This window comes from Oceanibaculum nanhaiense (assembly GCF_002148795.1).
Taxonomy (GTDB): Bacteria; Pseudomonadota; Alphaproteobacteria; order Oceanibaculales; family Oceanibaculaceae; genus Oceanibaculum; species Oceanibaculum nanhaiense.
The window spans coordinates 390187-401310 of sequence record NZ_MPOB01000003.1; the positions used below are offsets into that span (position 1 = coordinate 390187).

The window sequence follows — 11124 nt, forward strand, 5'->3', positions numbered from 1 at the left end:
ATGTCTCGGCCAGAGTGGCGGCAGGGTCAAGGGGGCGGGACGCAGACCTGTCCCGCTCACCCCCGGAAATAGCGCGAGGGCGGCACGCCGAAGGCACGGCGGAACATGGCGATGAAGGCGCTGACGCTGTCATAGCCAAGGTCGAAGGCGACCTGCGTGACCGGCCGTCCGGCGGCGAGAAGCTCCAGCGCGCGCACCAGCCGTGCCTGCTGGCGCCAGGCGGCGAAGCCCATGCCGGTCTCGCGCCGGAACAGCCGGGCCAGCGTGCTGACGCTGGCGCCAGCCTGCCGGCCCCATTCCTCCAGCGCGCGGTTATCGGCAAGGTCAGCCAGCAGCGCCCGGCAGATCGCGGCGAGCCGCCGGTCCGCCGGCATCGGCAGGTGCAGCGGCATGATCGGCAGCACATGCAGCTGGTCCAGCACCACCGCCATCAGCCGCCCGTCCGGCCCCTGCTCGTCATAGAGCGGCGGAATCTTCATCGCCCGCAGGATCAGCTCGCGCAGCAAGGGTGAGACCGCGACCACCCGGCAGTCCAACGGTAGGCCGGACACCGCGCCGCTCAGATAGAGCGTGCGCATCTCGACAGCGCCGGTCATGCGGATGGAATGGGAAATGCCACCCGGCATCCACAGCGCGCGCTGCGGCGGGATCACCCACAGGCCGCCGCCCTCCACCGGCACCGAGACGGTCATCACCCCGCGCGCGGCATAGATCAGCTGGGCGCGCCGGTGCACATGCGGCGGGATGATGTGCCCGTCCGGGAAATCGATGGCCAGCGGCACAACCGGGCGCGGCACATCCTCCAGCCCTTTCACTTCCAGGCTGGGACGGTAGCTTTGACCGGTTTGCGATATCTCTTGGCTAACCATCGCAAGATGGTCGCACCGGCGCGGCCTAGAGTCGAGATGGCATGAGTGGATAGAGCCGAATAGTCACTTACTCTGGCCCATCCGAACCTGAAAGGCGAACGAGGACACCCATGAGCGTGCATCGCGACCGGACCGGCTTCCTCTTCCTGAATATCGGTCATTTCTACGACCATCTGTTCATGCTGCTGTTCCCGACGGCGGTGCTGGCGATGGCCGCCGATCCGGTGTTCGGCGGCTCCTACGCCGATGTGCTGTCGCTGTCGGTGTTCGGCTTCGTCGCCTTCGGCGCGGCCTCGATCCCCGCCGGCTGGCTGGGCGACCGCTGGAGCAAGACCGGCATGATGTCGGTGTTCTTCCTGGGCATCGGCGCGGCCTCGATCCTGACCGGCTTCGCCCGCTCGCCGCTGGAACTGGCCGCCGGGCTGACACTGATCGGCCTGTTCGCCGCGATTTATCATCCGGTCGGCATCGCCATGGTCGCCGCCGATGCGGAGAAGCTGGGCAAGGCGCTCGGCATCAATGGCGTGTGGGGCAATCTGGGCGTCGCCGCCGCCGGCATCACGGCGGGCGCGCTGGCCGACCAGTGGGGCTGGCGCGCGGTGTTCATCCTGCCCGGCCTGGTCTCCATTGCCACCGGCATCGCCTATATGGTCTTCGCCCGCCGACAGGCGGCGAAGGGCGTGACGAAGAAGCCGGCGCGCGCGCATATCGCACTGACGCCCTCGCAGATGAAGCTGCTGTTCGGCGTGGTGATCGTCGCCACCCTGTGCGGCGGCATCATCTTCCACGCCACCACCGTCGGCCTGCCGAAGCTGATCGCCGAACGCACCGCAGAGTTCGCCGGCACCACCACGCAGATCGGCGCGCTGGTGACCGCGATCTATGTCATCGCTGCCTGCGCGCAGATCGTCGTTGGCCATCTGATCGACCGTTACCCGCTGAAGCTGATCTATGTCGGCGTGATCGTGCTGCAGGTGCCGCTGTTCCTCATCGCCGCCACCGCCGAGGGCGTGCCCATGGTCGCCGCCGCCATCGGCATGATGCTGCTGGTGTTTGGCGCGATCCCGATCAACGACGCCATCGTCGCGCGCTATGGCGCGGCGGAGTGGCGCTCGCGCATGTATGCGGCGAAATATGTGCTGTCGCTGGGCGTCAGCGCCGCCGCCGTGCCGATGATCGCCGGGCTGCACCAGGGCGGTGGCGGCTTCGCCACGCTGATACTGGTGCTGGCCGTGCTGGCGGCGATCATCACGCTGGCCGCCGCTTTGATGCCGACGGGGGCCTCGGAGAAGAAGATGCCTGCCCCGGCGGCGGCTGAGTAGGCTTGGCCGAATAACTCAGGCCCGCAAGCCGTCCAGCGCGGCGCGGTAGCGCGCGGCCAGTTCATCGCGGGCGCGGTGCCGGCCGCCTTCCACCAGCGTCTCGCCGCCGATGATGACCCTGTCGATGGCAGGTTTGCCGGCGACGAAGATATAGGCATCGAGCCAGCGGTCGCCCTGCGCCAGCGCGATATCGGGATGATCGGCGTCCAGCACCACGATATCGGCGCGGTGGCCTACCGCCAGCGCGCCGATGCGCCGGCCCAGCGCCTGCGCCCCGCCCGCCAACGCGGCATCGTAAAGGGCGCGCCCGGTGGACGACCCTTCCTGTCCGCGCACCATCAGGTTGCGGCCCCGGTCGCGCAGGCGCTGGCTGTATTCCAGCATCTTCAGCTCGCCGGGAACATCCAGCTCGATGTTGGAATCGCTGCCGATGCCATAGCGCCCGCCCGCAGCCAGATAGTTCACCCCGTCGAAGATGCCGTCGCCCAGATTGGCCTCGGTCAGCGGACACAGCCCGGCGACCGCGCCAGACGCCGCCAGCGCGGCGGTCTCCGAGGGCAGCAGGTGCGTCGCATGCACCAGGCACCAGCGCCCGTCCACCTGCTGGTTCTCCAGCAGCCATTCGACCGGCCGGCGGCCCGACCAGGCGAGGCAGGATTCGACCTCCTGCATCTGCTCGGCGATGTGGATATGGACCGGTCCGTCCGGGACCATCCCGGCCAGCGCCGTGATCTCCTCCGGCGTTGCCGCGCGCAGGCTGTGCGGGGCGAGGCCCAGCCGCGCATCCGGCAAGGCGGCGAGCGCCTTCCCGGCCCCTTCCAGCAGCCGCGCGAAACCGTCGAGATCGTTCACGAAGCGGCGCTGCCCCTCGGTCGGCGGTAGCCCGCCGAAGCCGCTATGGGCGTAGAACACCGGCAGCAGGGTCAGGCCGATGCCGCTGGCACCCGCCGCCGCGGCGATGCGGGCCGACAGCTCGGCACGGTCGGCATAGGGCTGTCCCGCCGAATCATGGTGCAGATAGTGGAATTCGGCCAGCGCGGTAAAGCCGCCCTCGACCATCTGCATCATGGCATAGGCGCTGACCGCCTCCACGCTCTCGGGCGTCAGCCGGTCCAGGAAACGATACATGACCTGCCGCCAGGTCCAGAAAGAATCCGACGCCGGGCCACGCGTCTCGGCCAGCCCCGCCATGCCGCGCTGGAAGGCGTGGCTGTGCAGGTCGGGCATGCCGGGCAGCGCAATGCCGGCAATGCGTTCGCCCTCGCCCGCGGCATCCGGCTCGATGGTCTCGATCCAGCCATCGGAAATGGTGAGGGCGACCCGGTCGGCCCAGCCATCGGGCAGCAGGGCATGGTCGAAAATCAGCCGGCGCATCGTGCCTACTCCATAATTCGCGCGCATCATTCCTCGGCTGCGAAAATTATGTCTAGACATAATCCGCGAGCGGGGCTTCATCTTCGCACAATCGAACTCCGGCCTTCCAAGGCACCCGCATGCCCATGACATTCAGAGAGTACCGATGACCGACTGGCTGACCATCCGCCGGGGCGATGCGCCCCTCGTGCTGAGCTTCCCGCATACCGGCACGGATATTCCGGCGGCGTTCGAGAACCGGCTGGTCTCGCCCTGGCTGGCCCGCAAGGATGCCGACTGGTGGATCGAGAAACTGTATGATTTCGCGGCCGATCTCGGCGCCACAATGGTCCGCACCGGCATTTCGCGTACCATCATCGACGTGAACCGCGACCCGTCCGGCGCCTCGCTCTATCCCGGCCAGGCGACTACCGGCCTGTGCCCGCTCACCAGCTTCGATGGCGAACCGCTGTACAAGGACGGTCAGGAGCCGGACGAGGCGGAGATTGCGTCGCGCCGCACGACCTATTTCCAGCCCTATCACGACGCGCTGGCGGCGGAGATCGCGCGGCTGCGGGAAAACCACCCGGTCGTGGTGCTGTATGACTGCCATTCGATCCGCTCGGTGATTCCGCGCCTGTTCGAGGACACGCTGCCGGTGTTCAACATCGGCACCAATTCCGGCGCCTCCTGCGCGCCGGAACTGGCCGAGGCGGTGCGCGGGCAGTGCGCGCAAAGCGAGTTCCCCGCCGTGCTGAACGGCCGCTTCAAGGGCGGTTACATAACCCGGAAATACGGTCAGCCCGCCGAGGGCGTGCATGCCGTGCAGATGGAGCTGGGCTGCCGCGGCTATATGGAAGAACCGCTAGGGCCGGTGTCCGAAGACAACTGGCCGACACCCTACGATCCCGCCTATGCCGCGCCGATCCGCACGGTGCTGACCGCGATCATGGAAGATTGCCTGGGCTTCGCCAACGCCGAGAAGAAGAAGGCCGCACGATGAGCAAGAGCTATGATGTCGCGGTGATCGGCGGCGGCGCCATCGGTACCGCCGTCGCCTTCCACCTGACCCGCCTCGGTGCGGGCCGCGTTGCGCTGTTCGAGCGCCAGCAGATCGCCGGCGGCACCACGGCGCAGTCCAGCGGGTTGCTGCGCGCGCATTATTCCGTGCCGGCCAATATGGCGCTGGCCAAGGCCTCGCTGGAAATGTTCGAGGGTTTCCAGGCGCTGATCGGCGATGAAGAGGCCGCTGCCGGCTTCATCCGCTGCGGCTATATGATCGTGGCGCCGGAGGGCGACTCGTCGAAGGCGGTACGCGGCGCCATCGCGCATCAGGCCGGCATCGGCATCGAGGCGCGGCTGATCGACAAGGCAGAGGCACTGGAACTGCACCCCTGGCTGAACCTCGACGACATCGACGCCATCGGCTACGAGCCGGGCGCCGGCTTCGCCGACCCCTATCTGACGGCCAGCTGGTTCGCCCGCGCCGCCAAGCGCGCCGGGGCGGATATCCGCCAGGCTGTGACCGTCGAGGGGTTGCTGATGGATGGCAACCGCGTCACCGGGCTGAAAACCTCGGACGGTGATGTGCAGGCCGGCGCGGTGGTATCGGCGATGAATGTCTGGAGCCATGATCTGGCCCGCTGGACCGGCGTCGAGCTGCCGATGAGCATCACAAGACACGACGTGCTGGCCTTCGAGGTGGACGAGCCCTACACGCCGCGCCTCCCGATCCTGAAGGATCTGGCTTCGCCCAGCCTGCTCTATACCCGCTCGACCTCCGGCAGCCAGATCCTGGTCGGCACCGGCGATGAGGGCGTGGAGACCGACTCGCCGGAAACCGGCGATGCCGACATCCCGCTGGACTGGATCGTCGAGCAGGGCGCGGCGCTGGCCCACCGCATGCCGAAATTCGAGGAGGCACGCTTCGTGACCTCCTGGTCCGGCCTGTACGACACCACGCCGGACTGGAACCCGGTGCTGGGGCCGCTGCCCGGCATCGAAGGGCTGACCGCCGCCTTTGGCCTGTCCGGCCATGGCTTCAAGCTGTCGCCGATGATCGGCCGGCTGCTGGCCCAGGCGGCGCTTGGCCTGCCCACCGACCAGCCGCTTGAGCCCTATCGCTTCACCCGCTTCGCCGAGGGGCAGCCGCTGCGCGGCACCTATGGCGCGGGTGCGGTCTCCTAACCGCCCTTCCCACCTTCGGCGAGCCGCCGCGCCGCCAGCCAGTTGCCGCCCAGCGCCAGGGCGGCGATGGCCGCGCCGACCAGAATGCCGCGCAGATCGTTGAAGATCAGCAGCAGCCCGGCGATGGTGAGGGCCAGCTTCGTCCAGCCCGACACCGCCGCGCGGAAATGGCCGATATAGGCGACCGACAGGCACAGCACGGACAGCAGGCCGCTCAGCATCGCCTGGGTGAATTCCAGCCAGGTGAAATCCACCAGCAGCATGCTGGGCGCATAGACGAACATGAAGGGCACCAGTGCCTTGCCCATCGACAGGCGGAAGGCGGTGGTGCCGGTGCGCATCGGCTCCGACCCGGCGATGCCGGCCCCGGCATAGGCAGCCAGCGCCACGGGTGGCGTCACATCGGCCAGCACGCCGTAATAGAACACGAAGAAATGCGTCACCAGCAGCGGCACGCCCAGATCGTGCAGCGCCGGGGCGGCAATCGAGGCCAGGATGATGTAGGTCGGCGTCGTCGGGATGCCGGCCCCCATCAGGATGCAGGCCATCGCGATGAACACCAGCGCGAAGAACAACGTCACGCCCTGCTGACCGATCCAGCCGGTGAAGTCGAAGGCCAGTACCGTCTCGGCCGCCGAGGAGGCGAGCTGCAGCACGGCGCCCGAGAATTTGAAGCCGATGCCCGACAGGGTGGCGATGCCGAGGATGAAGCCGACGCACGCACAGGCGGCACCGATGCCCAGCGCGTATTTCGCCCCCAGTTCGAACCCTTCGATCAGCTGGCGCGGCTTCAGCGCCGAGGACGGGTCGAGCGACTTGAAGCCCATCGGCCGCAGGATCAGCGGCAGGTAGCCGCACACGATGGTCAGGATGATGCCCCAGAACGCCGCCAGGAACGGCGTGTACTGCATCAGCAGCAGCGTCACCATCGCCACCAGCGGAATCAGCAGGTGCCAGGACCGGCCCATGACTTCCAGGAAGACCGGAATATAGCGCCGGTCAATGCCGGACAGGCCGAGGCGCTTGGCCTCCAGATGCACCATCAGCAGCATGGCGAAATAATGGAAGATCGCCGGGAAGATCGCGATCAGGATCAGATGGTTGTAGGGCACGCCCAGCATCTCGGCCATGACGAAGGCCGAGGCGCCCATGATCGGCGGGGTGATCTGCCCGCCGCACGAGGCCGAGGCCTCGACCGCGCCCGAGAAGCGCGAGGAAAAGCCGCTGCGCTTCATCATCGGGATGGTCAGCGCGCCGGTCGTCACTGTGTTGGCGATGGAGGAGCCGGAGATCATGCCGAACAGGCCGGAGGACACCACCGAGACCTTGGCCGCACCGCCGGAATAGCGCCCGGCGACGATGGTGGCGAGGTTCATGAAGAGCTGGCCGAGGCCTGTCAGCTGCATCAGCACGCCGAACAGCACGAAATGGAAGACGTAGGTCGCCACCACGCCGACCGCGATGCCGTAGATGCCCTCGGTGCCGATATAGATGTGGTTGACGATGCGCAGGATGCTGTAGCCGCGATGCCCCATCACGCCGGGCAGATACGGCCCGAGCATGCCGTAGAGCAGGCAGATGACGCCGATGATCGGCAGCGACAGACCCATGGTCCGGCGCGTCGCCTCCACCACCATGATGATCGCCAGCACGCCCATCATGTAGTCCTGGCCGATCGGTGATCCGACCCGGCCGATGAAGATCTCCTCGAAGAACACGACGAAATACAGCGACACCGAGGCGGCGACGGCGGCCATGATCCAGTCGCGCCAGGGGATGCGGTTGCGCTCCGTGCCCAGGAACTTGAAGGGCAGCGTCAGGAAGGACACGCCGGCGATCAGCAGCACGAACAGCCATGTCCCCTCGCCCTCGCCGCGGCCTTCCAGCGCGCGCGCCATGTCATAGGCGAGATAGAGGTAGAAGGCGACGAAACCCAGGCTGACCGGCCATTCCACGGTGGGGCGGGCACGCCGCTGCTCCGGGAACACCAGATAGATCAGCGCCAGCACGAAGGCGAGATGGATGGAACGGTGGGCGATCTCGTTCAGCAGGCCGAAGCCCGCCGTATAGACGTGGAACAGCGACAGCAGCACGCCCATCACGGTGACCAGGATGGCGGCGGCGCCGATCAGCTGGCGGAAATTCGATTCCGGATCATATTCCTCGACCAGCCGGTTGATCTGGTCCTTGGACAGCGCCTCTTCCGGCTGCGCGTTCTTCTCGCGATCCGTCACCCTGTTTCCCCTTCGATATGCCTTACCCGCAGGGCAGCGGCACCAGTTCCAGCCGGCGCGCGCCCCATTGCGTCAGATCGAGGCTCCCCGCTGCCTCCAGCCGATTGCCATAGGCCGCCCCCACCCGCACATAGAGCGGGCCGACCGCGCGGTGCATATGCAATAGGAAGCGCCCGTCGCGCAACTCAAACCTTTCGCCCGGCCGGTCGGCGCCATAGGGCAGGCCGAAACCATGCTGGTCGAATTCCTCCGCGGTCTGCACGATCCGGTCCTCTTCCAGCCGGTACCGGCTGACCACCGGGGTCAGCGCGACCGAATGGATATAGCGCAGCGCGAAAGTGCCGCCCGGTGTTGTCTCGACCTCCGCCAGAAGCGTGCCGTCCGGATGGCCGTAAATGCCGATGCGCGGAACGCAGGAAATTGTCTCCGGCGTTCCGGCGCAGCCGGCAAGCAGGAACAGGGCGGCCAGGGCCGCCCTGCCTGTAGCGGTCAGGCGGCTTATTTCAGCAGGCCCTTCTCGCGGTAGAACTTCTCCGCACCCGGATGCAGCGGGACAGAGACCGACTGCAGCGCGGTCGCCAGGGTGATGTTCTTGCCCTGGGTGTGCACCTTGGCCAGCGTCTCGGTGTTCTCGTAGGCGGCCTTCACCACGGCGTAGGCAACCTCGTCGGACAGCTCGGCATGGCTGGCCCAGATCGCCATCACCGCCAGCGTCTCGACGGCAGCGGTCTGGCCCTTGTAGGTATCCGCCGCCAGGGTGACGGAGGCATAGTAGGGCTGCTTCTTCTTCAGCGCCTCGACCTCCGGGCCGGCCAGCGGCACGATGCTGATGGCGTGGCCGTTGGCGAGATCAAGCACCGAGGAAGTCGGCGTGCCGGCGGTGATCAGGCTGGCGATCAGATTGCCGTCCTTGATCTTGTCCACCGACTGCGCGAAGGAGGAGAAATCCTCCTTCACATCTTCGCGCTTCAGCCCGTGCACTTCCAGCAGGTCGCCCAGCAGCTGCCACTGGCCCGAGCCCGGCGAGCCGGAGGAGATCGACTTGCCCTTCAGGTCGGCAAACTTCTTCACACCGGAATCGGCACGCACGATGAGCTGCACGGTCTCCGGATAGAGTGCGCCCAGCGCGCGGATGTTCTTCACCGCGCCGTCCTTGAACTGGTTCTCGCCCTTATAGGCGGCGTCCAGAATATCGGCGGCGATGAAGGCGCTCTCGATCTCGCCGCGACCCAGCAGCTTGGCGTTGGCGACCGAGGCATTGCCGGTCTCGGCGGTGGCGGCCAGCTTCTTGCCGTCGATCACGGCGTTGTTGGACAGCACCTGGGCCAGCATGCCGCCCAGCGGGTAATAGGTGCCACCGGTGCCGCCGGTCGCAATGCCGAAGAACACGCGCTGCTGCGCATCGGCCTGGCTGGAAAGCGCGAGACCGCCGATGAGGCCGGCAGCAAGGGCCAGCGATGCAAATTTCAGTTTCATGGAAACATCCCCTGTTCAATAGATAAGGACACGGCAAGCGCCCTGAGCAGCGCTGCACACTGTCCTGGCGCGATCCTAGCCGGTCGCCAATCCGGACGCCAGCGGCGAAGCGTGGCGGATGAAAGCCGCCGGCAAGCCGGACCGGTTGCGGCAAGACGCCGCTGCCCGGTTTTTCGCCAACTGTGCACAGGATCGCTCAAACATTAGACATTTTCCCTGACAAAGCCTCCACCAAACCAATTAGTTGCTATTGAAACTATTGGCGTTACGGCTTTTGGCATGCCGCTTGCGGAGAAGCATATTCGGCTATGCCGGGCAACCGCCGGACGGCGACCGGGACGAACAGGGCGTCCCGCGACAACGTCCAGACAGTACAGGAGCCCGGCATGCGGCCGACCGCAACAACCATGGCAAACGCTAGGGGTCGCATCATGTTTGGGAAATTCAAGGATACCGCCTTCGTCGCCGCGGCAGCCGTCGCTCTCGTCTCGGCCGCCAGCCTTCCTTCCGCGGCCCATGCGGCCGACGTACTGCGTATCGGTGCGCCGCTGGCGCTGACCGGCGGCTTGGCCGACGAGGGCAAGAAGCAGGACGGGGTCTGGCAGCTCTGGCTCGACAAGGTGAACGCAGCCGGCGGCATCAAGGTCGGCGGCAAGACCATGAAGGTCGAGCTGGTGAAGTATGATTACCAGACCGACGGCAAGCGCGCCGGCCAGCTGGCCGAAAAGCTGGTGACCGACGACAAGGTTGACGTGCTGATGGCGCCGTTCGGCTCCGGCCATACCAAGATCGTCGCCGCCGTGGCGGAACGCTATCAGGTGCCGCTGCTGGCCTGCGTCGCCTCCTCCGAATCGGTCTATGACCAGGGCTTCAAATATCTGTTCGGCACGCTGGCCCCGAACACCGGCATGACCGACGCGATGGCCGCGCTGTTCAAGGAAAAGCTGCCGTCGCTGAAGAAGGTCGCTGTCTATGGCCGCGACGACGTGTTCCCGAAGGCGATGGCAACCTCGCTGGCAGCCTCCGCCAAGGCCGCCGGGCTGGAGGTCGTCTATAACGAGCTGTATGCCGTGGGCACCATGGACCATTCCGCCGCGATGTCGGCGATCAAGGCGGGCCAGCCCGACTGGATCTACATGACCGGCTACACCCAGGACCTGATCCTCGGCCGCAAGCAGATGAAGGATCTGGGCGTCGAGGCGCCGATCATCACCATGGTCACCGGCCCGGCCTACCGCGAATTCACTGAAGGCCTCGGCGATCTCGCCAACGGCGTCACCAGCTCGACCTGGTGGCACCATGCCACCGCCTATACTGGCGCGGTCGGCGCCTGGAGCACCACGGCGGGTTTCTACAAGGACTTCACCGCCGCCTTCAAGACCGACCCGGACTATGTCCACGCCTCCTGCGCGGCAGCGGCGGATGTGTTGGTGAACGCGGTGCAGAAGGCCGGCTCGACCGACAAGAAGGCGGTGCGCGACGCGCTGGCGGCAACCGACATGCTGACTTTCTATGGCCCGATCAAGTTCGGCGCCAACGGCATGAACCAGGGCCGCGAGATGCCGGTGATCCAGGTGCAGGGCGAAGACATCAAGGTCCTGTACCCGGCCAGCATCGCCAATGCCGACCTCGCCCTGGTGAAGTAGGCGTCAATCCGCACCGGACCGGGGGAGCCTCCCTCCC

At 66.7% G+C, this 11124-nt stretch carries 9 protein-coding genes; 4 read left to right on the forward strand and 5 right to left on the reverse strand.

The window, feature by feature from the left end; genetic code table 11:
- Positions 1-56 precede the first annotated feature (56 nt).
- Positions 57-869, reverse strand: a complete 813-nt coding sequence (locus tag BKM74_RS07155) for an AraC family transcriptional regulator (protein WP_245825849.1) — start codon at positions 867-869, stop codon at positions 57-59.
- Positions 870-979: 110 nt separating this feature from the next.
- Here BKM74_RS07155 and BKM74_RS07160 point away from each other — a divergent pair, with 110 nt between their 5' ends.
- The gene (locus BKM74_RS07160; RefSeq protein WP_086465003.1) at positions 980-2191 is read left to right on the forward strand and encodes an MFS transporter; all 1212 of its coding nucleotides are present in this window, start codon (positions 980-982) and stop codon (positions 2189-2191) included.
- 15 nt (positions 2192-2206) lie between these two features.
- On the opposite strand, the gene BKM74_RS07165 is transcribed toward BKM74_RS07160, so the two are convergent.
- Positions 2207-3565: a formimidoylglutamate deiminase gene (locus BKM74_RS07165; RefSeq protein WP_176342430.1), complete on the reverse strand. Its 1359-nt coding sequence runs from the start codon at positions 3563-3565 to the stop codon at positions 2207-2209.
- A 145-nt stretch (positions 3566-3710) separates the two neighbouring features.
- On the opposite strand from BKM74_RS07165, the gene hutG reads away from it, so the two are divergent.
- Together hutG and BKM74_RS07175 are read left to right on the forward strand one after the other, a co-directional pair.
- Entirely contained in the window at positions 3711-4547 is an 837-nt protein-coding gene (gene hutG, locus BKM74_RS07170; protein WP_086465004.1) for an N-formylglutamate deformylase, read from the forward strand.
- Complete coding sequence (locus BKM74_RS07175; protein ID WP_086465005.1) at positions 4544-5731, forward strand: NAD(P)/FAD-dependent oxidoreductase; 1188 nt, start codon at positions 4544-4546, stop codon at positions 5729-5731. The genes hutG and BKM74_RS07175 overlap by 4 nt, the downstream gene beginning before the upstream one ends.
- Here BKM74_RS07175 and BKM74_RS07180 read toward each other — a convergent pair.
- From BKM74_RS07180 to BKM74_RS07190, 3 genes are read right to left on the reverse strand one after another with little or no spacing between them, the layout of a single operon-like run.
- Positions 5728-7965 carry a TRAP transporter permease gene (locus tag BKM74_RS07180; RefSeq protein ID WP_086465006.1) on the reverse strand — a complete coding sequence of 746 codons (2238 nt, stop codon included), beginning with the start codon at positions 7963-7965 and terminating at the stop codon, positions 5728-5730. The two genes, BKM74_RS07175 and BKM74_RS07180, sit on opposite strands and share 4 nt — an antisense overlap.
- Positions 7966-7987: 22 nt before the next feature.
- Complete coding sequence (locus tag BKM74_RS19140; RefSeq protein ID WP_086465007.1) at positions 7988-8467, reverse strand: DUF1850 domain-containing protein; 480 nt, start codon at positions 8465-8467, stop codon at positions 7988-7990.
- On the reverse strand, positions 8464-9441 hold the full coding sequence (locus BKM74_RS07190) for a TAXI family TRAP transporter solute-binding subunit (RefSeq protein WP_086465008.1): 978 nt from the start codon (positions 9439-9441) through the stop codon (positions 8464-8466). The genes BKM74_RS19140 and BKM74_RS07190 overlap by 4 nt, the downstream gene beginning before the upstream one ends.
- A 431-nt stretch (positions 9442-9872) precedes the next feature.
- Between BKM74_RS07190 and BKM74_RS07195 the strand changes: the two genes are divergently transcribed.
- Positions 9873-11087, forward strand: coding sequence for an amino acid ABC transporter substrate-binding protein (locus BKM74_RS07195; protein ID WP_086465009.1), 1215 nt, complete (start codon positions 9873-9875; stop codon positions 11085-11087).
- Positions 11088-11124: the final 37 nt, after the last annotated feature.

Excerpts from the sequence above, each read along its gene's own strand:
- BKM74_RS07190 (WP_086465008.1), bottom strand. The coding sequence starts at position 9,441 with ATGAAACTGAAATTTGCATCGCTGGCCCTTGCTGCCGGCCTCATCGGC.
- hutG (WP_086465004.1), top strand. The coding sequence starts at position 3,711 with ATGACCGACTGGCTGACCATCCGCCGGGGCGATGCGCCCCTCGTGCTG.
- BKM74_RS07160 (WP_086465003.1), top strand. The coding sequence starts at position 980 with ATGAGCGTGCATCGCGACCGGACCGGCTTCCTCTTCCTGAATATCGGT.
- BKM74_RS07175 (WP_086465005.1), top strand. The coding sequence starts at position 4,544 with ATGAGCAAGAGCTATGATGTCGCGGTGATCGGCGGCGGCGCCATCGGT.
- BKM74_RS07165 (WP_176342430.1), bottom strand. The coding sequence starts at position 3,565 with ATGCGCCGGCTGATTTTCGACCATGCCCTGCTGCCCGATGGCTGGGCC.
- BKM74_RS07195 (WP_086465009.1), top strand. The coding sequence starts at position 9,873 with ATGTTTGGGAAATTCAAGGATACCGCCTTCGTCGCCGCGGCAGCCGTC.
- BKM74_RS07155 (WP_245825849.1), bottom strand. The coding sequence starts at position 869 with ATGGTTAGCCAAGAGATATCGCAAACCGGTCAAAGCTACCGTCCCAGC.